Annotated in this window: 22 protein-coding genes and 3 pseudogenes; 14 read left to right on the forward strand and 11 right to left on the reverse strand. The window is 63.1% G+C overall.

Translation table 11 applies throughout. From position 1 onward, the window contains the following. Window positions 1-22: 22 nt before the first annotated feature. The 3 genes from ACGFK1_RS16425 (at window position 23) to ACGFK1_RS16435 (ending at window position 1,182) form a co-directional block, all read left to right on the forward strand. Window positions 23-382: a MerR family transcriptional regulator gene (locus tag ACGFK1_RS16425; protein WP_393430930.1), complete on the forward strand. Its 360-nt coding sequence runs from the start codon at window positions 23-25 to the stop codon at window positions 380-382. Window positions 383-499: 117 nt separating this feature from the next. Then, entirely contained in the window at window positions 500-781 is a 282-nt protein-coding gene (locus ACGFK1_RS16430; protein WP_393430933.1) for a hypothetical protein, read from the forward strand. A 35-nt stretch (window positions 782-816) separates the two neighbouring features. After that, window positions 817-1,182: a hypothetical protein gene (locus tag ACGFK1_RS16435; protein WP_393430935.1), complete on the forward strand. Its 366-nt coding sequence runs from the start codon at window positions 817-819 to the stop codon at window positions 1,180-1,182. 13 nt (window positions 1,183-1,195) lie between these two features. On the opposite strand, the gene ctaD is transcribed toward ACGFK1_RS16435, so the two are convergent. After that, window positions 1,196-2,947, reverse strand: coding sequence for a cytochrome c oxidase subunit I (gene ctaD, locus ACGFK1_RS16440; protein ID WP_393430938.1), 1,752 nt, complete (start codon window positions 2,945-2,947; stop codon window positions 1,196-1,198). 237 nt (window positions 2,948-3,184) lie between these two features. Here ctaD and ACGFK1_RS16445 point away from each other — a divergent pair, with 237 nt between their 5' ends. After that, the gene (locus tag ACGFK1_RS16445; protein WP_393430941.1) at window positions 3,185-3,643 is read left to right on the forward strand and encodes a cupin domain-containing protein; all 459 of its coding nucleotides are present in this window, start codon (window positions 3,185-3,187) and stop codon (window positions 3,641-3,643) included. Window positions 3,644-3,954: 311 nt separating this feature from the next. Here ACGFK1_RS16445 and ACGFK1_RS16450 read toward each other — a convergent pair whose 3' ends face one another. Continuing rightward, window positions 3,955-4,404: an alpha/beta fold hydrolase gene (locus ACGFK1_RS16450; RefSeq protein WP_393430944.1), complete on the reverse strand. Its 450-nt coding sequence runs from the start codon at window positions 4,402-4,404 to the stop codon at window positions 3,955-3,957. On the opposite strand from ACGFK1_RS16450, the gene ACGFK1_RS16455 reads away from it, so the two are divergent. Beyond that, a complete protein-coding gene (locus tag ACGFK1_RS16455; RefSeq protein ID WP_393430947.1) occupies window positions 4,399-5,376 on the forward strand; it encodes an alpha/beta fold hydrolase in 978 nt (325 codons plus the stop codon). The two genes, ACGFK1_RS16450 and ACGFK1_RS16455, sit on opposite strands and share 6 nt — an antisense overlap. A 357-nt stretch (window positions 5,377-5,733) precedes the next feature. Next, a complete protein-coding gene (locus tag ACGFK1_RS16460; RefSeq protein ID WP_393430950.1) occupies window positions 5,734-7,107 on the forward strand; it encodes an NAD(P)/FAD-dependent oxidoreductase in 1,374 nt (457 codons plus the stop codon). Window positions 7,108-7,326: 219 nt separating this feature from the next. On the opposite strand, the gene ACGFK1_RS16465 is transcribed toward ACGFK1_RS16460, so the two are convergent. The 3 genes from ACGFK1_RS16465 to ACGFK1_RS16475 all read right to left on the reverse strand — a co-directional run bounded on the left by ACGFK1_RS16465 (window position 7,327) and on the right by ACGFK1_RS16475 (window position 10,390). Beyond that, the gene (locus tag ACGFK1_RS16465) at window positions 7,327-8,580 is read right to left on the reverse strand and encodes an alpha/beta hydrolase (protein ID WP_393430953.1); all 1,254 of its coding nucleotides are present in this window, start codon (window positions 8,578-8,580) and stop codon (window positions 7,327-7,329) included. A gap of 201 nt (window positions 8,581-8,781) precedes the next feature. Further along, complete coding sequence (locus ACGFK1_RS16470; protein WP_393430956.1) at window positions 8,782-9,585, reverse strand: nitroreductase; 804 nt, start codon at window positions 9,583-9,585, stop codon at window positions 8,782-8,784. Between the two features lie 217 nt (window positions 9,586-9,802). Next, the gene (locus ACGFK1_RS16475) at window positions 9,803-10,390 is read right to left on the reverse strand and encodes a fasciclin domain-containing protein (protein WP_393430959.1); all 588 of its coding nucleotides are present in this window, start codon (window positions 10,388-10,390) and stop codon (window positions 9,803-9,805) included. 211 nt (window positions 10,391-10,601) lie between these two features. Here ACGFK1_RS16475 and ACGFK1_RS16480 point away from each other — a divergent pair, with 211 nt between their 5' ends. Both ACGFK1_RS16480 and ACGFK1_RS16485 read left to right on the forward strand, forming a co-directional pair. Continuing rightward, on the forward strand, window positions 10,602-11,165 hold the full coding sequence (locus tag ACGFK1_RS16480) for a sigma-70 family RNA polymerase sigma factor (protein ID WP_393431264.1): 564 nt from the start codon (window positions 10,602-10,604) through the stop codon (window positions 11,163-11,165). Next, entirely contained in the window at window positions 11,162-11,860 is a 699-nt protein-coding gene (locus ACGFK1_RS16485) for an anti-sigma factor domain-containing protein (RefSeq protein ID WP_393430962.1), read from the forward strand. The genes ACGFK1_RS16480 and ACGFK1_RS16485 overlap by 4 nt, the downstream gene beginning before the upstream one ends. Before the next feature lie 127 nt (window positions 11,861-11,987). On the opposite strand, the gene ACGFK1_RS16490 is transcribed toward ACGFK1_RS16485, so the two are convergent. Further along, complete coding sequence (locus ACGFK1_RS16490) at window positions 11,988-12,680, reverse strand: cutinase family protein (RefSeq protein ID WP_393430965.1); 693 nt, start codon at window positions 12,678-12,680, stop codon at window positions 11,988-11,990. Between the two features lie 555 nt (window positions 12,681-13,235). Here ACGFK1_RS16490 and ACGFK1_RS16495 point away from each other — a divergent pair. Further along, entirely contained in the window at window positions 13,236-14,069 is an 834-nt protein-coding gene (locus tag ACGFK1_RS16495) for a cutinase family protein (protein ID WP_393430967.1), read from the forward strand. Window positions 14,070-14,199: 130 nt separating this feature from the next. Here the strand turns inward: ACGFK1_RS16495 and ACGFK1_RS16500 are convergent. Then, window positions 14,200-14,889 (reverse strand): annotated as a pseudogene (locus tag ACGFK1_RS16500) (TetR/AcrR family transcriptional regulator). Next, a pseudogene (locus ACGFK1_RS16505) lies at window positions 14,882-15,244 on the reverse strand (cytochrome P450); the annotation flags it as partial. The pseudogenes ACGFK1_RS16500 and ACGFK1_RS16505, both read right to left, overlap by 8 nt. A gap of 274 nt (window positions 15,245-15,518) precedes the next feature. Here ACGFK1_RS16505 and ACGFK1_RS16510 point away from each other — a divergent pair. The 5 genes from ACGFK1_RS16510 (at window position 15,519) to ACGFK1_RS16530 (ending at window position 22,221) form a co-directional block, all read left to right on the forward strand. Continuing rightward, a complete protein-coding gene (locus ACGFK1_RS16510; RefSeq protein WP_393430970.1) occupies window positions 15,519-16,259 on the forward strand; it encodes an SDR family NAD(P)-dependent oxidoreductase in 741 nt (246 codons plus the stop codon). Between the two features lie 528 nt (window positions 16,260-16,787). Then, a complete protein-coding gene (locus tag ACGFK1_RS16515) occupies window positions 16,788-18,086 on the forward strand; it encodes a mercuric reductase (RefSeq protein WP_393430973.1) in 1,299 nt (432 codons plus the stop codon). 413 nt (window positions 18,087-18,499) lie between these two features. Next, entirely contained in the window at window positions 18,500-19,057 is a 558-nt protein-coding gene (locus ACGFK1_RS16520; RefSeq protein WP_393430976.1) for a type IV toxin-antitoxin system AbiEi family antitoxin domain-containing protein, read from the forward strand. Further along, window positions 19,054-19,905, forward strand: coding sequence for a nucleotidyl transferase AbiEii/AbiGii toxin family protein (locus ACGFK1_RS16525; protein WP_393430978.1), 852 nt, complete (start codon window positions 19,054-19,056; stop codon window positions 19,903-19,905). The genes ACGFK1_RS16520 and ACGFK1_RS16525 overlap by 4 nt, the downstream gene beginning before the upstream one ends. 780 nt (window positions 19,906-20,685) lie before the next feature. After that, window positions 20,686-22,221: a trypsin-like serine protease gene (locus ACGFK1_RS16530; RefSeq protein ID WP_393430981.1), complete on the forward strand. Its 1,536-nt coding sequence runs from the start codon at window positions 20,686-20,688 to the stop codon at window positions 22,219-22,221. A gap of 423 nt (window positions 22,222-22,644) precedes the next feature. On the opposite strand, the gene ACGFK1_RS16535 is transcribed toward ACGFK1_RS16530, so the two are convergent. The 3 genes and pseudogenes from ACGFK1_RS16535 to ACGFK1_RS16545 all read right to left on the reverse strand — a co-directional run. Continuing rightward, window positions 22,645-23,181: a hypothetical protein gene (locus tag ACGFK1_RS16535; RefSeq protein ID WP_393430984.1), complete on the reverse strand. Its 537-nt coding sequence runs from the start codon at window positions 23,179-23,181 to the stop codon at window positions 22,645-22,647. Between the two features lie 30 nt (window positions 23,182-23,211). Beyond that, window positions 23,212-23,997: a hypothetical protein gene (locus ACGFK1_RS16540; RefSeq protein WP_393431278.1), complete on the reverse strand. Its 786-nt coding sequence runs from the start codon at window positions 23,995-23,997 to the stop codon at window positions 23,212-23,214. Window positions 23,998-24,147: 150 nt separating this feature from the next. Beyond that, window positions 24,148-24,201: pseudogene (locus ACGFK1_RS16545) on the reverse strand (hypothetical protein); the annotation flags it as partial. Window positions 24,202-24,214 lie beyond the last annotated feature (13 nt).

Genomic DNA, 24,214 nt, shown 5'->3' on the forward strand with positions numbered 1-24,214 from the left:
AGCCCTAGGGGGCATCGCCTCAATGACCAACGACGACTACAAGGCCGGTCCACCGGCCTCTGACCGCGGGGTGTACTCCATCTCGGTGGTCGCCGAACTGTCCGGGATCGCCGAGCAGTCGCTGCGCCTCTACGAGCGCCGCGGACTGCTGGCGCCGGCGCGCAGTGCGGGCGGGACCCGCCGCTACAGCGCCGACGATCTGGTCCGGTTACAGCGGATCAGTGAGTTGGTAGCGGAAGGCGTGAACCTCACGGGGATCGCTCGCATCCTCGAGCTCGAAGATCGCAACGAGGCCCTCGATGAGCGCAACGTTCTCCTGGAGGGGGACAACGCCAGCCTGCGGGCGAAGCAACGATCAGCCGGTACGGACACTGATCGCTGACGACGACAGTTCTCGTTTGTGATGCGCCGATGAGTAGTTGGGATCGGTAGCAAGTCAGCCGCGCTGTACTTGCCACGACGACGCCCACCCGTGGCGCCTCAGAAGGGAACAACTGTCATGAAGATCGTGCCCACTGCCATCGAGCAACAGATCAATCGCGTCGATCGCCAGCCGAGCCTGGCGATCGGGATCAGCTGCGGAGTGCTCGCATTCTGGTCTCTGTACCGGGTGCTCTGGTCGCTGTATCTCGCGCTGACCTATGACTTCTTGTTCGGATCGCTGGTCTTCCAGATCGTGCTGTGGGGGGCAATCGGCGCCGCGGCGGCCATCGCGGCCGCCGGGTTCCTCGCTCGGTACAAGGCTGATGTCGCCGACACCGACGACAGCGGCCGTCCGTGATTCATTGCGCCACAACACGTCACAAACCTCGACGCGTGAAAAACACCCATCCCCTCAAACGGATCGTTGCCGGGGCGCTGCTGTCGGGCGGCGTCGCGGTGGCCGGTATGGGACTGGCGGCAGGCCCGGCCCATGCCCAACCCGGTGTGTTCGGTCCACTTCCGTCCGGAGGCCCGTGGCGGTGGTGTCCCGGCGATTCCATGTCGGAAGGCCTCGACACGGCGACCGGACGCGGTGCCCCGGGAGTGAATGTGAACTGGGACATGACGGTTTGCCACACGTGGTACGGAACCAACTACGGCTACGGAAACATCAACCCCTACATCTGGGATGGCGACAATCCCCCGCCCGAGGCAATCACTCCGCGCCCGTGCCCACCTATCGCCTTCATGTGCCCATAAGACGGCGACTCGCTCAGCGATCGGGCTCGGTCCGTGGGCCGAAGCCCTCAGGCACTTCGCCCGCTGTGGGGTGGCGGCCGACGTGGGCTTCGGCGCGCATGCGGTGCACCATGTGCGGATAGTGCAGTTCGAACGCTGGTCGCTCCGAACGGATGCGGGGCAGCTCGGTGAAGTTGTGCCGCGGCGGCGGGCAACTGGTGGCCCACTCCAGCGAGTTGCCGTAGCCCCACGGGTCGTCGACCATGACCGGTTCGCCGTACCGCCAACTCTTGAACACGTTCCAGGTGAACGGCAGCATCGACACCCCCAGGATGAAGGCACCGATCGTCGACACGACGTGCATCCACGTGAAGTTGTCGGTAGGCAGGTAGTCGGCGTAGCGCCGCGGCATGCCGGCGTCGCCCAGCCAATGCTGGATGAGGAAGGTGGTGTGGAAGCCGATGAACGTCAACCAGAAGTGCAGCTTGCCCAGTCGTTCGTCGAGCAGCCGGCCGGTCATCTTCGGGAACCAGAAGTAGATACCCGCATAGGTGGCGAGCACGATGGTGCCGAACAACACGTAATGGAAGTGCGCCACCACGAAGTAGGAGTCGGTGACGTGGAAGTCCAGCGGCGGGCTGGCCAGCATGACCCCGGTCAGGCCACCCAATAGAAACGTGATCAGGAAGCCGATCGAGTACAGCATCGGTGTCTCGAAGGTCAACTGCCCCTTCCACATCGTGCCGATCCAGTTGAAGAACTTGATACCGGTGGGCACCGCAATCAGATACGTCATGAAGCTGAAGAACGGCAACAGCACCGCACCGGTGGCGAACATGTGATGCGCCCACACCGCGACGGAAAGAGCCGCTATGCCGATGGTGGCGTACACCAACGTGGTATAGCCGAAGATCGGCTTGCGGCTGAACACCGGGAAGATCTCGGTGACGATGCCGAAGAACGGCAACGCAACGATGTACACCTCGGGGTGGCCGAAGAACCAGAACAAGTGCTGCCACAGCAGCACACCGCCGTTGGCCGGGTCGTAAATGTGTGCACCCAGGTGGCGGTCGGCAGCCAGGCCGAACAGCGCGGCGGTCAGCAGCGGGAACGCCAGCAATACCAGGATCGACGTGACGAAGACGTTCCAGGTGAAGATCGGCATCCGGAACATCGTCATACCAGGCGCCCGCATGCAGACCACCGTGGTGATCATGTTGACGCCGCCGAGGATGGTGCCAAGACCACCGACGGCCAAGCCCATGATCCACAGGTCGCCGCCGGCGCCGGGCGAGTGGATCGCGTCGCTCAGCGGAGTGTAGGCGGTCCAGCCGAAGTCGGCAGCGCCGCCGGGCACGATGAAGCCGGCCGTGGCGATGGTGCCGCCGAACAGGAATAGCCAGAACGAGAACGCGTTCAGCCGCGGGAACGCGACGTCGGGGGCACCGATCTGCAGCGGAAGCACCAGGTTGGCGAACCCGAACACGATCGGGGTCGCGTAGAACAGCAGCATCACCGTGCCGTGCATGGTGAACAGCTGGTTGTATTGCTCGTTGGACAGAAACTGCAGCCCGGGCAGGGCCAGCTCGCCCCGGATCAGCAGCGCCATCAAACCGCCGATGTAGAAGAAGATGAAGCAGACGACGCAGTACATGATGCCGATCAACTTGTGATCGGTCGTGGTGACGAGCTTGTAGACCAGGTTGCCCTTCGGCCCGAGACGAGCCGGGAACGGACGGCGGACTTCGAGTTCTTGCAGTGGTGGAGCTGAAGCTTGTGCGGTCATGCCGCCTCCCTACCGTTCGAGGTTGACGGCGCGCGTGCGCCGAGCCGCGCCTACCCCTTGCGGCGAGCGTCAAACCTCAGCTAGCCAGGCTAAATAAGGGAAGGGATCGAACCAGCCGGACTAACGGGCTGGGAGGTGACATTTCGCTGATACTGACCTGAATCGATTGCTGATTGGCCTGAACTCGTCGACGACTACACCAGCGTTCGGCCAGCCCACAGGGCTACCGTGGTATGCATGGCTGGTCCCGACGGTTTCCATCCCGACTTCTCCATCAATCATGAGCGGGGCATGCGCCGTAATCGCGTGCGCCATGTGAAGTCATCCGAACTGGATGCCACGACAGCTCAAACCGATGGCATGCAGCGCCTCGCGGCGCTCAGCGGGGCCACCGTCGGCAGCGAAAAGCTCTGGATGGGAGAGACATTGGCCGCGCCGGGCAGCGTCTCGGCCAATCACCACCACGGCGACTCGGAGACCATGATCTACGTCCGCAACGGGCATCCGGAATTCGTCTTCTTCGACGGCACAAGCGAGGTGCGTGTTCGGACTGGTCCCGGTGATTACGTCTTCGTCCCGCCGCACCTGCCACACAGGGAGGAAAACCCCGACCCCACCACACCCGCCGAACTCGTAATCGCGCGAAGCAGCCAGGAGGCGATCGTCGTCAATCTGCCGGCTTTGTACGCGTTGTAAGCTTTTACGCCACCTTGTAGGTCTTCAGGCATCACCGCGCCGAGGCCTCAGCGAGGTATCTCGGTGTAGTGATGTTCCTCGTAGTTCTTCATGAGGTACTCGTTGACGGTGGCGTCTTGCCGTGAGCGGTCAGGCTCTCCCCCGAATCCCAGTGTTCAACAAGGACATAACTGTACGGATCATGGGCGTTCGCCACAGCTGGTACAGGCTGCACCCGTTCTCTTCGTTGGACTCCACCACCATCTGGTTCAGAAGTTTCCAGAATTTCGCTTCATGCTCTTAGGCCACGTCGAAGAAGACGTTGAGGTTGATCATGCTGCTCGACCCGTTGTGTCCCCACCGGTCGACCCAATGAACTCGCGCAGGCGCCGCAGGAGTGTTTGCGGCTGTTCTTCAGCGATCCAGTGTCCCGAATCCTCGATCGGTCGGACGGTGAAGTTCTCCGCCACCTCCGACAGCATCTCCTCGGCGATCGGCAGGAAGAAGCTCGCGGTCCCTCCCAAACCGAGCACGGGCATCGTGAGCTTGCCCTTCTCCGACAGAACACGTTGGTTGTCAACGGCGTCCTTCTCGAATGCTCGAAAGAGCTCCAAGCCGGCGCGCATGGCGCCAGAAGCCGTGTAATCCGCGACGTATCGCTGTGCGTCGGCTATTGAAATAGCATCGGGATTCGCGCTCAACCGGAGATAGAAGGACCGCAGATACGCGAATTCGCTTCCAGCGATCAGGGTCTCGGCGACGTTGTCCGCCGCGCCGTGCATGTGGAAGTGCCAAAGCTTGTTCTCCCTAAATCTCGTCGTCGCCACGCTTTCCATCGCCTTGGTACCCGGTATCGGAGCCTCCATGAGCACGAGACGCTCGACGTGCGTGGGCCGTATTCAACCGAACATGACGGGTTCAAGCTCTACTACGAGCGTTCCGGTGAGGGCGTGCCGGTCGTATTGATACACGGGAATCCCGGCGATCACAAGGAGTACGCCAAGCTGTTACCACAGCTCGAGCCGCACGCCGATGTCACCGTGCTGGATCTGCGCGGCTATGGCAAGTCGGACAAACACCTCGAGGACCCGACCGCCTATGCGCTGAGCCGCCAGGTGGCTGGGGTCATTGCCCTACTCGACGAGTTGAGCATCAGCAACGCCGTGCTTTGCGGATATGACGTCGGCAGCTTCACCGTCCAGACGATCGCGATGAAACGCCCCGACCTCGCGCGGTCGCTTGTCATCGCGCCTCCGACAATGGGCGTCGGCCGACGGATCCTGGAAGAGGACGCGGTCAACGCGTTCGTTCACGCCATCTTCTACAAGAACGAATTGGTTGAAGAAATCATCGACGGCAAACCCGATGCCGTGCGTGCGGCTCTGAAGGAGAACCTGGCCAATTGGTCGGCGCCCGGATCAACCGTTGTCGCCGAACTACTCGACCATCTGACCGAGAACCACTCGAGTCCAAGGGATTTCCTTGCCGGCGTGTTGTGGTTCCGTAACCCGGAGGGCAACCCAATTACCTACTACGCCAATGAGACGGTGCCCTCGCGCGACGAGAGGTTTTCCAAACCGGTCACCATCTTGTGGCCTGACCAGGATCCGCTGTTCCCGCAGGCGTGGAGCGACAACTTAGACGATTTCTATTCGGATTACACGCTGGAATTCCTGGATGACTGCGGCCATTTCAGCCCGCTTGAGTCTCCGGATATCTGGGCCAAGCATGTCCTCGAGCACATCGGACGCTGAGCCGGGGTTGACTCTCAGATGGCCCTAGTCATCTAAGCTTCGGATCGCCGAGGCTTCTCCTTGCCGCACGTCGCTGCCCGTCATGCGCGGCCCGTTAGCTGTCCCACATCGCCACTGCACTGATCACAGTTTCGGGCCGGCGGAGCAGTGTGCAGGTTCCTGGGTGATCAGACCCAGCTCATCATGTCCTTGCTCTGTGGAGGCTTGCAGTCAGACGCCGGTGAGGCGCACAGGTGGTACCCATCCCACCCCTCCGAACGGCCATCATCTCGCCCGCCAACCATGCCGCAAGCCAACTAGATCGACGCGATATGGGTACACCGTGGTCAACTGTCTTCGGAGAGGAATCGGTGAGTGATGGGTCAGGGTCCGACGAAGGTGTTGATCATCGGCGGTGGGTTCGGCGGACTGTTCTGCGCGCGCAGGCTCGGACGTGCCGACGTCGAGGTGACGATACTGGATCGCGCCGCTTGTCACGTGTTTCAGCCCTTGTTGTATCAATGCGCGACGGGGACGCTGAGCATCGGGCAGATCAGCCGGTCGCTGCGTGAAGAACTCGCGCGCCACGGCAACGTGACCACGCTTCTGGGGGAAGCGTTCGACCTCGATCCTGACAATCGCCGAGTAACGGCCCGCCGACCCGATGACACGACGTTCACCGTCGACTACGACGTCTTGGTCATTGCCGCCGGTATGCGTCAGTCCTACTTCGGCCACGATGAATTCGCTCAATGGGCTCCCGGGATGAAGACACTCGATGACGCGGTGACCGTGCGTCGCCGACTATTCGGCGCGTTCGAGATGGCCGAGACGCTACCTGCGGGTCCCGAAAGAGAGGCCTGGCTGACTTTCGCCATCGCAGGCGGCGGACCCACGGGCGTCGAATTGGCCGGACAGATCCGAGAGATGGCCACCCGCACGCTCGCCAATGAGTTTCACAGCATTGCGCCCGAAGACGCCCGCGTGCTCCTGTTCGACGGGGGTCACTGCGTGCTGGACAGCTTCGCGTCCGATCTCACCTCCAGCGCCACCAAGACGTTGGAGAAGCTGGGGGTCGAGTTGCACATGGGTGTGCATGTGAGCGACGTACGGCGTGACGGCGTCACGGTCACGCCGAAAAACGGTGACGCGCCGGTCGAGTTTGCGGCCCGGACGGTCCTGTGGACCGCCGGCGTCGAGGCGGTGCCGTTCGCGCGACGCGTTGCCGAGGTGCTGGGTGCACAGTCCGATCACGCCGGACGCATCGCGGTGGACCCCGAGTTGTGCGTGCCGGGTCGCCGCGAGGTCTTCGTGATCGGCGACCTCGCCGGGCGCGACCATTTGCCGGGCGTGGCCGAGAACGCGATGCAGGGCGGGTTGCACGCGGCCTCATGCATTCGTCGCGATATCGACGGTAAACCCCGCCGCCCATACCGATACCGCGACCTTGGCGCTGCGGCGTACATCAGCCGAGGGCACGCGTTGTTGCAAGCCGGACCGGTCAAACTTTCCGGACTGCTCGGGTGGCTGGGCTGGGGTCTCATCCACATTGCGTTTCTCACCGGTGTGCAAAACCGCATCAGCACTCTCGCGACCTGGCTCATCACGATTGCGCGTGCACACCGCACCGATCGAACGTTCGTTCTCGGCACTACGACCGCACCCGAGCACCCCTACAACTGGTTGAAGTTCGCCCACCCGCATCTGCGGCATCAGAAGCAAGGGGCAGACGACGCGGAACACAGCGCCTGATGCGTGCGCTTCGAGACCCGGAAGGATCGAACATATGACGATTTTCTACGAGGTGCTACTCGCGGCGATGAGCGTCGTGATCATCTGGTTCGCGCTCTACGTGCTCTATCGGCTGTTGACCGACGACTCGTGACTGAGACTCGAGCAACCTTCGCTCGTGAAGCCCGCGTTATCCCCTGTGCCACAGGCGATTCTGATCACGAATTCGTCTCCGGCGCCTCAGGACGACTGCTTTACAGATGCGCGCAGAGCGGACATCAGCCACGGCAACGTCTGCCTGAACGCATCCGCGGCGGCAGGCCAGGTGTGTCGTCCAGGGTGGGTGCTTACCGTGCACGTGATGCCGTGCCTTCTAGCGGCGTCACACAAAGTGGTTGCCGCATCCTGATATCCGCCACCAACCGATTCCGGCACGACGAACTGTCCTGACGCGCCGTCGTATCGGCGATGTCGGTGCATCACCGTTATCGGATCAAATGCTTCCCAGGCCTGAACGCTCCCACCGAAGAGTTGCTCAACGGTTTGCGCCTTGCTGCCGGTGTTGGGACCTATGTCCCCACCGATATCGACGAATGTCGAAAACTGCATGGGGTTCATCACCGTCAGGTTCACGGCGCACGTGCCTCCGGCGGAGAAACCGACAACACCCCACCCAGCAGGCTGAACGCCGAAACGCGCAGTGGTGTAGGCGATCACGTCATCGGTCAGGTGGTCTGCAGCGTTGCCGCGGGGACCGTTGACGCATTCGGTGTCGTTTAGGAACGCTCCGTTCGAGTCGACGAACACCGCCACCGGACCGTATCCGTCGTGGCTCTCCGCATATGCGTCGAGAGTGGCCACTGCTTCGCCGGCGCGAATCCAGTCGGCTGTCGTGTGGAACTGGCCTGCGATCATCATGACCGCGGGCAGAACTGGGGGCGGCGTGGTTGTGAACCACACGGGTGGCAGATAGACGTGTTCGTCGCGGTGAGCGAAACCCGATGCACCGGTTCCAGCCTCAATAGACATCAAGACGCCTCGTGGGGGCGCCGTCATGCCGGCTTGCATGGCATGGACGTCGGCCCACTCGATCTGGCCGGGGAGCCGGCGGTCGGCCAGCTGGCTGAACGCGATGGGCACAGTTGGGAAGTAGCCGATCCACGCATTGACGGTCAGCCCGACGCACAGCAGACACACTGCTGCGCTCAACGCGTAGAGGTTCCGTTGCAGCCATCCTGCCCCTGCCCAGCCGGCTGCCGTGAGCACAATCGCGGCAACGGCGACACCGGTCCATGCCCACAACTGCGTGGGCGCAGGCTCGCCCGCTAGACCAAGCGATTCGAACCAGCAGTTCAAGGCGAAAGCAGTGATCCCACCCGCCGCGGCCACCGCGACGAGCCGGCCGAGACCCGAGCGCCGGAACTGGCACAGAACCGCGGCCATGACAATGACCGCTGCGGCTACCTGCGCGACGGCAGGGAGGTAGCCGTCCATCAGGGACAGGGACGAGGCGCAGTTATCAGTCGCCTCGGCACTCGCAACCGTCGTCATGGTCGGGGAAATACCCAGAAACCCGGCGCGCGCTTACTTTGCGTTCGGGCTGGGACCGGTTTGTCGACCACCTCGCGCGGCACGTCTCCGGACTCAGCAAAGCGACCACCACCGGGTCTGGCGTCTGACGCGATTGTGGCGAACTTAACGGACGCCCGTGTCCCAGCTCGTCGTCTCGGCAAGCGACAATCGCTCGACCACGGGCAGCGGGTCGCTGTCCGACGACGGTTGACCCAACCGGATCAGGGCTTGGGGATGCCTGTCGCCGTCGAACACCTCGCATGCGAGAGCCAGGCGGTCGCGGGTCTGCTTCAGTGGGTCGGTCAACGGGCAACTGACAAGCCCCAACGCGGTTGCGGACAACAAGAGCCGGCTCATGGTCTCGCCGGCCCGCAGCCGCATCAAGTCATCGTCGGTGTCGGTTGCGAGCACGAGCAGCACACCGGCGTCCTCGCGTGCGGCGTCTCCCCTACCCGCCTGGCCGCCGTATCGCAGCGCCACACCGTGGTCATCCCGACGGGCCCATCGCATGGCGGGGACCACGCCCACCGTGACTTGGTGCCGGGCGGCGCGGATATACAGCAGTTCCAGCGTGCCGGACGGAATCGGACCCACACCGTAACGGCGACGGTCGGCGCGGCGGCGTGGGATGGCAACAGCCAGCTCCCTGCTGGGTTGGGCAGGCAATGCTTCGATGATTTCGATCAGGGCCAGATGATCGGGGTCGGAGGCGTCGGGGAAGCGCCGCAGGCGGCTGTGCCAACCATCTGCCGCCAGCGCCACAACGCAATGGTCAAGCACGCCTCCGCAGCTGAGCAGCACGTCACGCCGGTCAGAGTCGGCGTGGCCTAGTTGGCGACTGCGGTCAGCGTAGAGATGCAAGCCGTCCCTGCTGACCCGCCAATGCCACGGCTGCGAGTTCTGGGCGGACGGCGCTCGCGCAGCCATGTCCAACGCCTTTTCGAGCGTTTCTGTATCGGGAAAAGCTGCCAGTTGTCTCACCTCCCGCGCAGCACCGAGTTCGCTTCACGTAAATCATCACAGTCTCACCGACCCATCTTCTGACATCCACGCTGGACGACTCACCCAATCCGGCAAGGAGGTGCAGTGCGCCGCCTCCCGAAGTGGACGCCACTACGGTCGCATGCGCCAGTCGTACCGAGACCTACATGGCGGGCGGGGTCAGCACCGCGTCGATGAGATAAACGGTGGAATTAGCGGTCTGAACGCCACCGCACACCACTGACGCGTTGTTCACCGTGAGGTTGTTGCCGGAGCCGGTGACCGTCAGATCGGCGCCCTGCACCGTCTTGTGCACGCCGTCAACGTCCTGCGGAGTCAACCGACCGGGCACCACGTGGTAGGTGAGGATGTTTGTCAGACCGGCTGAATCGGTCTTCAACGAGTCGATGGTCGCGGGCGGGAGCTTGGCGAACGCGTCGTCGACCGGTGCGAACACCGTGAACTGGCCGCCGTTGAGCGTGTCCACCAAGTTGACGTTCGGGTTCAACTTCCCGGAGACCGCCGCGGTGAGCGTGGTCAGCAATCGGTTGTTCGACGCAGCGACGGCGACCGGCTCTTGCGCCATCGCTGCGATCGAGCCGGGCCCGGTGGGCACCTGCTGCGCATAGCTGGCACAGGCAGGGCCGACCAGATGTGCTGTCTGGTCTGCGCTGGCGGTGCCCGCGAACGGCAGCAGACCAGCGGCGACTGTGGCCGTGACGCCGGCGGCGGTGGCTAGACGAATCTTCATGGTTGACTTCCCTCTCACTGACGGCCTTGCGGCCGTGCCCGAATTGCCTACGTGTTGTCATTCGGAGCAAGCGAGGGCCTGGATGGGTCATCTGGGCATCAGTCAGCATCGAATACCAGGTGTGAGAAGCGCGTGCGCCGCAGATGTCATGTGCGCCGATTTGTCCGGCTTGCCGGTGAAGGACGCGCGTCCGCCGTTACGCTACGGCGCCATGAGCGAAAAGCCGCCAGTGACCGGCGACTTGAACTCATTGCTGCGCCGGGTAGCCCAACATGACGTAGACGCCTTCGCAGAGTTCTACGACCTGACGAGCTCGCGTGTCTTCGGGATGGTGGCGCGTGTACTGCGCGACCCCGGCTACAGCGAGGAGACCACGCAGGAGGTTTACCTGCAGGTGTGGCGCAACGCCGGCAACTACGATCCCGTGGCGGGGTCGGCGCTGGCCTGGGTGCTGACGCTTGCCCATCGGCGCGCGGTGGACCGCGTGCGCGCAGAGCAGGCCGCGGCGCAGCGCGAATCCCGCTATGGAAGCGCCAGCACCGATCGGCCCGCCGACGTCGTTGCCGACTCGGCAATCCTTCGCGAGGAGCGCCGCCAGGTCGCCGAGTGTCTGGACGCACTGACCGACGCGCAACGGGAGTGCATCGAGCTGGCCTATTACGGCGGCCTGACCTATGCCCAGGTTTCGGAGCGTTTGTCGGCTAACTTGGCGACAATCAAGTCCCGCATGCGCGACGCGCTGCGCGGGCTGAAGAACTGTCTGGGCGTGACATGACTGAACCGTCGGAATTCCAGTTGCTCGAGCTGGCGACGCCCTACGCACTCGATGCCGTATCAGATGGTGAGCGGGCTACGATCGAAACCCGTGTCGCTGGGGCCTCCGCCGCTGTTGCCGCGGCCTTCGACGACGAAGTTCGACGGGTCCGGGAGACGATGGCCGCTGTCTCGGCATCGACATCGGTCGAGCCGCCGGCGGCTTTGCGAGGGCGGCTGGTAGCGGCGGTCAAATCAGGGTCGGCACGCCGACGTCGGTGGCGCACCATCGTCTTGGCGGCGGCGGCCGCGATTGCCATTGGGCTCGGCGCGCTGGGCGCGGGATTGGCGTTGCGCTCCACACCGCCACCTTCGACCCCGGCGCAGGTGTTTGCTGCGCCCGATGTGCGTACGGTATCCGGCAACATGCCTGGGGGCGGCACTGCCACCGTCGTCTATTCGAGCGAGAAGAACGCCGGCGTGTTGGTGATGAACAACGTGCCGCCGCCGTCGCCGGACACCGTGTATCAAATGTGGCTGATCGGCGACAACAACGCGAAGTTGGCCGGCACAATGGACGCCAAGTCGGTTGCACCGTCGACCACGGCTGTAATCAACGAGATCGGGAAATCTGTCGCGTTGGCGTTCTCGGTGGAGCCGTCACCCGGGTCCACTCAACCGACCGGTCCGCTGATCGCGGAACTGCCTTTGGCATAACGCAATTCGACGCGTTTTAGAGGATCTCACGGGGGCCGCGCCTTGGCAGGGCAACACTCGGTGTGCGTTTCTCGTCAACCGGCACGCGAGACGGCGAGCGCGGGCGCCCAACTCAGGAATCCGTCGGCTAAAGCCGACTCGCTGCGAAATCCGCGGCCTGGCCGACCATCCCGTTTTGCGCATACGAAAGGTGCGCCGAAAGATCAGCGGGGAACCACGGGTACCAAATCTGCCACGGGATGCCCGGCGTGCAAAGTGGATCGCCGGGGGCGCACATGTCGATGGTCTTAGGGCCGTACAACGGGCTGATCGCAGTCAGCGGGCCAAAGCCTGGGAAATTCCCCGATGGATTTCCGAAAACGGCGACTGCGGCAACGTGATCAGCGACCTCTGGCGGCATCGGGGCGGGCGTGAATCCCGCGACCTGTACCGGGCCGACCGTGATGAGATCGATTACACCCGCGCCTTGGGAAAATCCACCGAGGATCATCTTGGTGTTGGGACAGTTCGCGACCATGTACTGGATATGGGCGCTCGCGGCTGCAGCACCGGCGGAGGCGGAACTGGAGAAGGCCCCGCTGGCTGGGTAGTCGACCGCGTACACCCCGACCGATCTTCCGCCGACTTTCGGCACTAGCGAATCGACGAAGGCTTGTCCCACCGAGCCGACACCACGGGGCTCATCGGTGCCGCGGGCGAACACCACCTCGATGTCTGGGCATGGGTTGGCAGATGCGACGGAAATGTCGAGGGGTGTGCTCAGCGCGCAGGTTGTGAGCACGAACCCAAAGAGGACACGAAAGAGAAGGCGTGCGCTCACATCTTCAATGTTGACACTGTGCCTTCCCGAGCGCGGCGATTCGCCGCGACAGCCCGAGCAAACTAGGGCGGGCCGGCGCGGGGTTGGCTGCCGTCGATCACGCGCGCTATGGCCGCGCAACCAGTTGCGAGCCGCCCGACATGTACCTGATCGTGGGCTCAACGCCCTCATCTAGGAAGTGTCACGCATCAGCCGAGGCTGGAACCCGCGACCAACGACTTCGGTCTCGGGGGTTCTGAGAAACGGTTATTTCCCAGGGCCACAAGGGATTCAAGGTCGATCGATTTCCAACGAAAATCTGCCGAGTTCGGTCGAATCCCATTCACAACCGTTGAAAAATGATGACGAAAACGTGTGGAGACATAACTACATGATTCGGGTCGCGAGCGACAAGCTGCGACCGTATCCGAAAGGACTGCAAGTGAGCACGCTGTACTGCGGGCTGTGTCACGCAATCGTGGCACTGACTGCGAACTGCCCCGCCTGTCCTATCAGTTAACCGGCGGGCGACCCGCAGATGTGAACCTGCCCGCGGTTGCTCGGTAACATCTGCCGATGAGCAATCACCGGTTGCGTCGTTCCTGGTCGCGCGGTTTGCGGCGCGCCGCCATGGGTGCCACCGCGGTGCTGGCCGCCAGTGCGCTGCTGATCGCGCCAAGCGTCGTCTCGCGCGGCGTCCCCCCGGCCAGCGCCGACGACTGCCCCGACGTCGAGGTGACCTTTGCCCGCGGCACCGACGAACCGGCCGGCCTTGGACGCGTCGGCCAGGCCCTAGTGGACTCGCTGCGCGAGCAGACCGGCATGAACGTCGGTGCGCATGCGGTGAACTACAAAGCAAGCCTCCTCCAGTTGCACACCGACGACGGCTCCAAGGACGCCGTATCGCACATCAAATCCATGGCCGACAAATGCCCGAATACGCCGCTAGTCCTGGGCGGATATTCACAGGGTGCTTCGGTGGTCGACATCGTCGCCGGAGATTCGGTGGGCGGCCTGCTTAGGGGCACCACGCTGCCCGCCCAGTACGCGAACAACGTCGCCGCGGTCGTCACCTTCGGCAATGTGGCCGACCGCACCAAACAACCGATAACGACCCATAGTGCGCTGCTCGGCTCCAAGGCGATGGATCTGTGCAACCCGATGGACCCGATTTGTCACGAGGGTCCTGGCAACGAATGGAGCGGGCATACCGAGGGTTACGTACCCGTCTACACCGACCAAGCGGCGAGCTTCGTCGTCGCGCAACTCTTGGGCGCCCAACTTCCGACTGCGTCAGGGCCATTTGCGCCGTCCGGGCCGTATGCGATGCCGGGGCCATATTCGACGCCCGGGCCGTATGCGACGCTCGCACCGTCTACGGCGGCCGAAGGTCCCACCGTCTATCACTGACCCGGCCGATTCAGGCGGCAGATTTCTGCGGGCAGAATGACCTCGCCGACCAATCACCGTTCTGATGGCAGCAGGGCTGCGGAGAAGCGAACTCCTGGCGTTTCGATGGTCAGACTCTAACGACGAATCCTCAACCTGCTTGGCGACCACATTGCGACAGCGATGCGTGCGCTTCCGCTTCGATGTGCCTGTCCGATGACGCGTGTTGATGAAGCATCGACAGCGACGTCATTCGTGGGTAGAGGATTGCCGGCCCGAGCCATCGAGCAACAAACCGGCGTAGTGCGATCCCGTCGCGCGCCGATTGCCCAGGATCGGTCAGCAGGGACTGCACTGCGTAGGGTCATTTCGGCAAGTTCATGGAGCGCGGCGGCGTCGAAGCCGTGAAGCTTCCAATCGACTTCGAGGCGGTGCAGAACCGACAACCAGAATGCGATCGCCGTGTCGGAGGTCAGCGAGATGCCATCCTCATCCTGTCGGCGGGTCAGTAGGCTCTCCAGCTGCGGATCACCGGAGAGATTCTCGACTCAGAACGAAACGCATTCGACTACTGCCGTGACCGGGTCGTTGAGCTCGCTGACGTGTTCTACAGCCTGGTCGATGAACCCGTTGACCGCGCGCATCGAGCTGGCGATGAGCAGCGCAAGCATTAGGAAAGTAGCGGTACACCGTCGGCGAGTGACACCGAGCCCGCGGGCGACGTCGGCAAGGCTTATCGCTGATCCGCGCTGGGCGACTTCTACGTCTACCGCAGTCAGAATTCGCGAGATCGCCTCTTCGTCGGATGAGGGTGGGGCACCCCCCAACCGCGACTACGCATCCGCGGCCACAAGCCTCTCGCTGGTGAATTCGATCGGAAGAGTTGTCGGACCGGTCATGCCCAACAGGGACTTCCACGGTGCCGGACCGGCACGATGGGTGGCGGTTAGGCGGCGGGTGAGGACTGTGAGTGCTTCCGCCAGTTCCCGGCGCGCGAGGTTCGCCCCGAGGCAATAGTGCGCGCCTCCGCCGAAGGTCAGAATTGCGGGTACGTCCTTGCGCGTGATGTCGAAGTGGTCAGCATCGCGGTAGATAGCTGGATCGCGGTTGGCTGCAAAGGTGTTCGCGAGGACGAAGGTCCCTGCCGGGACCATGTATCCACCGAACTCGACGTCCTCGACGGCGACTCGCGGCACATCGCTTGGATAGGCAGCCAGCCCCCTAAATGGGTCCCCCACGTTGCTCACGTATTCGTCTGGCTGCGCCGGAGCGGTTGGCTGCGGCAAGGCATTGGGCATGCCGCCATCTGCATGTCGGACACCCCAACCTTCGACGCCATCGGCGGAAATGACACCCCGTCGTACCGCTGCTGGGCCGCGCTGAACGCCCTCGTCTAGTGACAGGGGGAATGAACGCGACGAGGGCGACAAATCGGTGTCGGCCCGACTGCCGCGGGAGGTTCAATAAGTCATGACGAACACACTCAGCGGCTCGATCGCGCTCGTGACGGGGGCCACATCGGGCATCGGCAAGGCGATTGCTCTGCAATTGGCGGCTTCCGGCGCCGAGGTCGTGGTACACGGCCGCAGCGCTGAACGCGGCGCCGAACTGATCCAAGAGATCGAAAACTCGGGCGGCAAGGCACGATTCATCGCTGCTGACCTCGGCGACGCAGCTGATGTCCGCCGCCTCGCGTCGGCGGCCGACACCGTCGACATCTTGATCAACAACGCAGGCGTCTACAAATTCGCCGCCACCGCCGAGAGCGACGACACGCTCTTCGATGAGCACATCAATGTGAACTTGCGCGCCCCATACATCCTGGTTCAGCAGCTTGCGCCAGGCATGGCCGAGCGCGGAAGAGGTGCCATCGTGAACCTGAGCACCGTCGCGGCGGGAACGCCGGCGCGCGGTGCGGGAATCTACGGTGCGAGCAAAGCTGGCCTGGAACTACTGACACGCGTGTGGGCCGACGAATTCGGCCGCAATGGCGTTCGGGTCAACACCGTGCAAGCCGGTCCCACTGAAACACCCGGAACCGCTGCAACTCCCGGCGTCACAGACGCACTCGGTGAGGTAACGACGCTTGGCCGGGCGGCCGCCGCCGACGAGATCGCCAATGCTGTCACCTTCCTCGCTTCGCCCGCAGCGAGCTACATCAACGGCGCTATTCTGCAGGCCACCGGCGGACAAATTGCCATCGCCCCATGATCACGGATCCGGCGGTGTCGAAAGCACTGACCAGCTGGGCAATGTGGCGGCCTCGCGAATTGGCTGGCCACCCAACCCAAGTACGCCAATCCGATCGAGGCGAGATGCCGCTCCCCGATGGAACGTTGTGATGGGTGCCGGCATGTCCGCGCCCTATTCCGAATTTCAATAGCTGCGATCGGTCTTCTTCATGACCACTGCATGTCACCTGGTGGCTTGCCGACACACCGTTTGCCTCACAGGTTCGGATGCGGTTTCTGGCGTCCGCCCACCAGACATCAAACTAGTCTTTTGATGCAAGACCCTGTGCCTCAATGCATATCGGGTGGGCAACGACGGCTCCATCAAGAATTGGCGTGTGGGGCTGGTCGATTGAGTCGAAGGCTCGCACACTTGAGACCAGGGTGACGGTCGATCACGAGCGGAGGACGGACGAGATGGCCGGTGAGCAGTACGACGCGATCGTGATAGGGACCCAGCCAAGGGGGTCGGTTTCTTCCCATCGAGCTTGCCAAGGCGGGCCAGAAGGTGGCGCTCGTCGAGCGTGGCCCACTCGGCGGCGTCTGCGTCAACACGGGGTGCACACCCACGAAGACGATGGTCGCCAGCGCGCGTCTCGCGTACCAGGCGCGCCGAGGCGCGGAGTACGGCGTGAACGTTGGCCCCGTGTCGGTGGACCTCGCGGCGGTGCGCGAGCGTAAACGCGCGATGGTCTCCGGTGCGCGGCAGAACTACGCCAGTCGCCTGACGCAGGACCGGCTTGAAATGGTCGAAGGGACGGCTCATTTCACGGGGCCCAAGACGGTCGAAATCACGCCCACGAACGGCGGCACGCGCCAGATCGGCGCGCCAGTGATCGTCATCGACACGGGCACCCGACCCAAACCATTGGACATCCGCGGCGCGGGCGACGTGCCCGTGCTCGATTCAACCTCGATCATGGAGTTGGACGAACTCCCGGAGCATCTGATCGTCCTCGGCGGCGGTTACATCGGGCTGGAGTTCGGGCAGATGTTCCGCCGTTTCGGCAGCGAGGTCACCATCATCCACAGGGGGCCTCACCTGCTGAAAAACGAGGACGAGGACGTCTCGGACGAGGTCGCTGCTATCTTGCGCGACGACGGGATCACCGTGCTGACCTCGTCGACGCCAGTGGCGGTTGAGTCGCTCGAAGGTGGCCGGTTGCGGCTGACCGTTCGCACCACAGACGGCGAGCGGGATATCGACGGGTCGCACCTGTTGTCGGCCATCGGCCGAATCCCGAACACAGAGGCGCTCGCACCCGAAGCGGGCGGTGTCCTGATCAACGATCGCGGCTTCATCGAGGTCGACGAGTACCTGGAGACCAGCGTCCCCGGCGTCTACGCGATGGGCGACGTCGCGGGCGGGCCGGCTTTCACACACTCTTCTTACGACGACTACCGCATCCTGCACGCCGGTCTCATCGCAGGTGAGAAGGCAAGCACGCGGGACCGGGTCGTGCCGTACGCAGTATTCATCGACCCGCAGCTTGGCCGCGTCGGGATGACCGAGCGCGAGGCCAAGGAGCAGGGACGCGAAATTCGGGTGGCGAAGCTTCCGATGAACGCGGTCATCCGAGCCCTGGAGACTGGGGAGACGCGGGGCTTCATGAAGGCAATCGTCGATGCCAACAGCGGGCAAATCCTGGGCTGCGCAGTCCTTGGTAGTGAAGGCGGCGAGGTCATGACCATGATCCAGGTGGCCATGATGGGCAAGCTCACCCACACCGCTATGGCAGACGGCATCTTTGCCCATCCACTGCTGGCGGAAGGCCTCAACACCCTTTTCGCGATGTTCAATGCTTGAGTGGGGCGGGCGGGGCTCGAACCCGCGACCAACGGATTCGGTTTTGGGGGTTTCAACGACTCGCCCGAAATCTGGTTATTTCTCAGTATCACAAGGGATTTCGAGTGGATCGATTCCCAACGAAAATCTGCCGATTCCGGTCGGATCCCATTCATAACCGTTGAAAAAATGATGACGAAAATGCGTAGGGACATAGCCACATATTTTGGGGTCGCCAAAAGGGGTTCACGGTGTGGATGTAACCGTGGCAAGACTCAGCTCGGCGCGCTTGTTGCGCGTCCGCAGCTTCCGAGCACCGTCGTCTCCGCGCCCCGGATGCATCCCGCGCCCCTGTCCAAGGCGGATACGAAACGTCCACAGATAGCATTATCTGTAGACGTTTCGTATCATGTCTACGTATAGGAGGTGGCGCCATGAGTGCTCTGACGCCGCGCACTGCGGGGCAGGCCGGCCTGTCGCGCATCGGGCTTTACCGTGGGGCGCGGGCGGGTTGCCTGGATCGCATCGCCCGCGGTGTCTACCTGCCTGCAGAGGCGCCAGCAGCCGACTGGGATCAGATCGAGGCCGCGACCCGGCGACCCGATGCGACGATCTGTCTGACCTCCGCGCTCGCGTATCACGACCTGACCGATGCGATCCCCGCCGCGCTGGACGTCGCGATCCCGCGGGGATCCAGGACGCCGGCGAGTACGGGTGCGATTGCGTGGCATCAGTTCGACCGAGGGACGTTCGAGATCGGACGCGGGCGGATCACGATCCCGGGATCGGATCAGACCATCTGGATCTACTCACCTGAGCGCTCGATCGCCGACGCATTCCGGCTGCGCGGTGCGGTCGGATACGAGCTGGCCCGCGACGCACTGCGAGAATGGCTGCGTCGAGGTGGCAAACCAACCCAATTGATGGACGTCGCCTCTCGCCTTCCAAGAGCCAAGTCCCCGGTCCTACAGGCATTGGAGTTCCTCGGTTGAATTCCGGCGACACAGCGTTCCGCCGGATCCAGTCCCTCGCCCGCTACACAGCGGCGAAGAGCGGGTTCAGCGCACCCACACAGGAGTACCTGATCCGGCACACCCTGGAATCCTTCCTGGACCGGCTCACCCGGACTCCCCACGCCAGCGACTTCGTCCTCAAGGGCGGAATCCTGTTGGCCGCCTACGGAGTACGCCGTCCGACGAAGGACACCGACTCCAACGCCGTCAGCTCCAACGTCACCGCCGAGAATCTCGCCCAGGTGGTCCGGGACATCGCCGCGATCGACGTCGACGACGGGGTGGAATTCGACCTCGACACAATCAGCGTGCAGGAGATCCGCGAGCAGGCCGACTACCCGGCCCTGCGTGTACGAGTCGCCGCGTCGATCGGATCATGGAAGGGCGTCGCGGCATGGGATGTATCCACCGGAGACCCGATCGTGCCATCACCCCGCCCGGTGACCATCGATCGGATCCTTGGCGAGCCCATCACGCTTCTTGGTTACGCGCCCGAGACGATCATCGCCGAGAAGGGCGTAACGATCCTTGAACGCGGCGTCACCAGTACCCGCTGGCGTGACTACGTCGACATCGTCGGGCTCGCCCGCCGAGGCATCGACCCCGATGAACTGCTCCGCTCGGCCCGGGTGGTCGCCCGCCACCGCGGCGTCACCCTCGAACCGGTCGCACCATACCTGCTCGGTTACGGCGCAGTCGCACAAGCGAAATGGGCTGCATGGCGCCGCAAGGAACGCCTCGAATCTGTCTGTGAGGAGAACCTCGACGACCAGATCACCCTGGTCGCATCGTGCCTCGATCCGGTCTTCGTCAAAGGTCCCGAATAACGGCGCTAACGGGTCCATTCGACCTCACACTGCCAGGAACGAGCAAGGGCCGTGAACAGCCACAATAGGGCCGGATTTCGTCCGTAGCCTCTGTCGTCGACGGGGCAGTTGTCGTCAACGTTGTCGTCAGAGTTGTCGTCAATTCACTGTCCGAAAGCTGTTCACTCCCCGCCGCTTCTTCATACCGCGATACGCGTGCCGCCGAGCGGATGTGTCAAGGCGGGCGAAGCCATGACGTAGTTACGCCGAAGGTGTCCTTACTCGGCTGATCGGGAGCCGGAAATTCAAAATGAGGTCGCGTTTGATCACTCCGCTCGCGTGTAGCACCTACGGCGGTATCTGGCGTGTAATCGCGCAAGACTCGCGATGCAGCTTGTGCCTCTCCGCACGAATCGACGAAGGCTTGACGAGCGGAGTCGAATGCGTTCAGCACTTCGATGGTGTGGTCGGTTCGATGAGTGCACTGTCTAACCTCATCGATAAAGAGCGGCTATCTCTTGCCACTGGGCGCCGGTCCCTTGCATGCGCGCGGCCTGCTCAGCACGGTGCCGGGCGTCGAGTCGGTTGGTCACGTAAACATCTTGTCAACGCACTGGGCTCAGTCGGCCCTCGGCGGGGTCGCCACCGCGTCGGTGGTCACCTTCACGTCCACCCGCTGACGCTGCGGCGCATAGACACCGGCCATTTTCGCGCTGCCTCAGAGCGATTGTTTCCGTTACGAAGCGCGACACCCGACTCGGTGGCACTGTTGTGTCGCCAAGTTATTGCGGAGGAGTGAACATGGGGGCATTGAGCACAAGCTTTAGGTGGCTATTTGCTGTTGTCGCGAGTATGGCGCTTGTTGCTGTTGGGTCGGGAGAAGCTGCAGCAATTCAAGATGGCCTTCCGGTCGCAGGGATCGGGATGGCTGAGCAGGAAGATACTGGCAGTGTCACGCTGTCGTGGCAGCAGCCATTCAACCCCGCCAACCCGCTGTTCGTTTTGCCCGTACTTTCATGCTCCGGAGTGCTTATAGCCAACGATTGGCTATTAAGCGCAGGGCATTGCGCGTCCGACATGGGGCGCACCCCGAACGGTCTTAATGTCCAGATCGCCAGCGATCCTAACCCAACGGTTGCCGATGCGATTTATCTATTTGGCGGCTTCTCCGACGAGGTCGGGCCCGACTTGTCGCTGATCCATTTGCAGAGACCGCTCCTGGTGCATGGAAGCACCGCCGGTCTGCAGAGGCCATTTTGGACGGGCACTATGGCGCAGCTAGCGCAAGGTGTGAGAACCGTCAGCATCTACGGACAGGGCAACAACACCCGCACGGCGCCACCTCCCGGCGGAAATCCCTGCTCAGATAATTTGCTGACCGGTGCCGGCGTATACAGAGCGGGTACAGCACAGATAAACACAGTGGGGCTTGAAGACCCTGGGCACAGAACCAGTCAATGGACTGGTCAGGGAAACCCGGTTGCGGTTCCAGGTGGTCGTTTATTCTCGCTGAAGTTCGCACCCAGCCGCACCCAAATTTCTATCCGCGGCGACAGCGGTGGAGGGACATTCATCTTCAATCCGCCCGACCCGACGCCCTACCTCGTAGGCATCCACAGCGGTGGAGGCGGGTGTAACCCCGCCACCGCCAAAAACCAATCTTCATATGATGTGGGAATCCCAGCAGTCCACGATTGGATCGCCGCGGTGCTGACCTCAACGTGGGAGGCGCCCTCCACCACCGCTTACCAGTTGCCAATCCGCACTGCGGAGCTTGACGGTGTGGGTCGACCAGTCGGTGACCTTGACAGTGTCGGGTGGGCGCAAGCGGCGCGAGCAGCTGCCGCTGTCTGCGTCAACCGAGGAGCCGTGGGCGGTCACCTCGTTGGACACCAGGATGCTCAGGCGAAGATCGTGCACTGCTCAGGCGGTGACACAGTCTGGTTCGATGTCAACCAGCAAGAGCTGGACGCGACTAATCAGGGCTTCACCAACATCAATACCGTCGACTGGCGCCAAGCGGCACGCGCGGCGATGGCTGTATGCGTCAACAAGAACATGGGTTTTGTGGCTGGCCAATTTAACGGTCAGGAACGCGACGGCATGCGCGGTGTCTTTTGTTACCGTGGCGGAGCACAGTACATAGATGCCACTGATCAACAGATCACAGATACGGGATGGCCGCTGCCCACCTACCACATCGATTGGCTCCCGGGTCCCTGGGCACAAGCCGCACGTGCAGCCAACGAATTTTGCAGGAACAATCATTACGGAGTCGGAGGCTTCATGTCCGGCCACTATCTACCTAACAAAGTCGGCGTCGTGTGCCAACAATAGGGGACTCGGGGAGGATAGGTATTGCGCTGCAACCGATCTCAAAGAGGGCCAACCTTAGCCACCCTTAGCCACAGCCACAGCCGCCTACCTGGTAACAACGGCCACCTTTAGCCACATTAGCCAGATCCGGCGCAACTGTGCGAAAAGTGTTAGCCACCTTCGCCATCCCAGCGGTACCGGATTCCTGAAAGTGCCAGCGGTGTGGAAGTCGGCAATCGGGGCGGTCATTGAAGCGGCCGTCGAGCGGAGATGTCTGCGCCCGTTGTCTAATCGGCCAGCCACGAGCCGATTCGCGGCTGCCGCTTGAGCCAGAGGTGTCCGTCTTTCTGGATCGCAAGGGTGATGGCGCGGCCATCGCGCGCGGTAGTGGCGAACAGCGACCGGGTCTTGGAACCGAGTGACTCCCAACCGACGAAGGCACCGTTAAACGACGGATTGCACGTTGCGCCACACACCGCCGTCGACAGCGAGGGTGAACAACTCGATGCGGCCGTCTCCACCGACGACGCCGGCGATGCTCGTGAACGTCCCGCCCATCGGGGACCAGTCACTGAAGTACGCGTTTGGTCCAGTCTGCCAGCTGTGTACAACCTGGCTGCCATTGGAGATTGCGAAGACCTCCATGCGCCCGTCGGCGTTGTGGGCCACCGTCATGTCTGTGACGTTATTGCCCATCGAAGACCAGCAGCTGAAGTACGCGTTGGGTGCGGTCTGCCAGCGATGTAACACCTGGCCGTCGCTGCGGATCAGAAACAGTTCCAAGCGCCCGTCCGCGTTGGCGTCGATGCGGGGCCGCCGCCCGCGGCCGTCCATTGGCTGCCAGTCCGCGAAGTAGTTGTTGGGCGCGACTTGCCAGCGGTGATGCAGGCTGCCGTCGGCGAAGGTCGCGAAGATCTCCATGCGGCCGTCGGCAATCTTGATAGCAGTAAAGAAAGTTCTCACAAGGCAGATGCCCTTCAAACGAAGAACGATCCAGCCCCGCGGCAGGGGTCACAGCTGGATACCGCAGTCTGGATTCGGGCTTCGCGCGACGTAGTGCTCGCTCGACCGCTCTTTACCTGACATGGCGTCCTGCGTCTGCTCCTGCCATTTCACATAGTTCTTGCGCCGGCGTTCAGTTGCCGTGGCGCGGCTGTCGAGAAACGAGCCAACTGGGTCGGGAAGATGGCCGCGTCCGGTGGTGACGCTGACATCGTGAGCTGTACGGGGGCGGTCGTCGTGAGTACCGACGATGTCGCGAATCAGGTGGGCGGCGTCGCGGCTGCTGCCGCGACGCGCCACGTGGATGTCTTCGCCCTCACGGTGCTGGTGATCAGCCTCCCCAGCCGCACGCTGGTAAAGGTAGGCCGCGTTGGATTCGCGGCCGCGTGTCATTGCGACGTACAGCAGTGCGCGGGTGGAGTTTTCGCCGAGCACGGCGTGGGTGGTGTCGGCTGTTACGCCTTGCGCGGAGTGCACGGTGACCGCGTAGCCATAGGCGATGTGCTCGGATAGATAGTCGTCGGCGAAGACAGCGCGGGCGTCGTCGTCGAGCCGGCGGGCGGCGATGCGGTTGTGCTCGGGGTCTACGGCGTAGACGCGCCAACGGTTTCCGTTGCGTACGGGGTCGGCCGCGGGTGCGCTGCGGGTGGCATCAAGGACGGGGATGGTGGTGTCGTTGTGGCGACTTATGATCACGTCGTCGACCGCTACGCGCTGTCCGCGCGCCACACCTATCGTGTGTGCCGCCGAGTCGATGGTGTCGCGGTGAATCCGGGTGTTGAGAGCGTCGGCCATTTCGTTTGTGTCGCACAGCAGGAGTGCGTCCTTACCGGCGGCGCTGTCGGCCTGATAGGAGGCCAGTGCGTCGGTGGCCATGGCGATCTGGTCGCCGGTGTGCAGCCGGTCGTGGGTGCGGTACCAGTCGATGGCGCGACGTAGCGGGGCGGGCCCACCGTCTCGTAGTGCGAGGGAGGCGGCGCGTTCTTCGCGGTCGTGCATGCGCCAGACTTCG

It is taken from the genome of Mycobacterium sp. NPDC048908 (genome assembly GCF_043197955.1).
Taxonomy (GTDB): Bacteria; Actinomycetota; Actinomycetes; order Mycobacteriales; family Mycobacteriaceae; genus Mycobacterium.

Coding starts and splice junctions, on each gene's coding strand:
- ACGFK1_RS16425 (WP_393430930.1), top strand. CDS start 23: ATGACCAACGACGACTACAAGGCCGGTCCACCGGCCTCTGACCGCGGG.
- ACGFK1_RS16430 (WP_393430933.1), top strand. CDS start 500: ATGAAGATCGTGCCCACTGCCATCGAGCAACAGATCAATCGCGTCGAT.
- ctaD (WP_393430938.1), bottom strand. CDS start 2,947: ATGACCGCACAAGCTTCAGCTCCACCACTGCAAGAACTCGAAGTCCGC.
- ACGFK1_RS16445 (WP_393430941.1), top strand. CDS start 3,185: ATGGCTGGTCCCGACGGTTTCCATCCCGACTTCTCCATCAATCATGAG.
- ACGFK1_RS16450 (WP_393430944.1), bottom strand. CDS start 4,404: ATGCACGGCGCGGCGGACAACGTCGCCGAGACCCTGATCGCTGGAAGC.
- ACGFK1_RS16460 (WP_393430950.1), top strand. CDS start 5,734: ATGGGTCAGGGTCCGACGAAGGTGTTGATCATCGGCGGTGGGTTCGGC.
- ACGFK1_RS16465 (WP_393430953.1), bottom strand. CDS start 8,580: ATGGACGGCTACCTCCCTGCCGTCGCGCAGGTAGCCGCAGCGGTCATT.
- ACGFK1_RS16470 (WP_393430956.1), bottom strand. CDS start 9,585: ATGGCTGCGCGAGCGCCGTCCGCCCAGAACTCGCAGCCGTGGCATTGG.
- ACGFK1_RS16475 (WP_393430959.1), bottom strand. CDS start 10,390: ATGAAGATTCGTCTAGCCACCGCCGCCGGCGTCACGGCCACAGTCGCC.
- ACGFK1_RS16480 (WP_393431264.1), top strand. CDS start 10,602: ATGAGCGAAAAGCCGCCAGTGACCGGCGACTTGAACTCATTGCTGCGC.
- ACGFK1_RS16485 (WP_393430962.1), top strand. CDS start 11,162: ATGACTGAACCGTCGGAATTCCAGTTGCTCGAGCTGGCGACGCCCTAC.
- ACGFK1_RS16495 (WP_393430967.1), top strand. CDS start 13,236: ATGAGCAATCACCGGTTGCGTCGTTCCTGGTCGCGCGGTTTGCGGCGC.
- ACGFK1_RS16510 (WP_393430970.1), top strand. CDS start 15,519: ATGACGAACACACTCAGCGGCTCGATCGCGCTCGTGACGGGGGCCACA.
- ACGFK1_RS16520 (WP_393430976.1), top strand. CDS start 18,500: ATGAGTGCTCTGACGCCGCGCACTGCGGGGCAGGCCGGCCTGTCGCGC.
- ACGFK1_RS16530 (WP_393430981.1), top strand. CDS start 20,686: ATGGGGGCATTGAGCACAAGCTTTAGGTGGCTATTTGCTGTTGTCGCG.
- ACGFK1_RS16540 (WP_393431278.1), bottom strand. CDS start 23,997: ATGGCCGACGCTCTCAACACCCGGATTCACCGCGACACCATCGACTCG.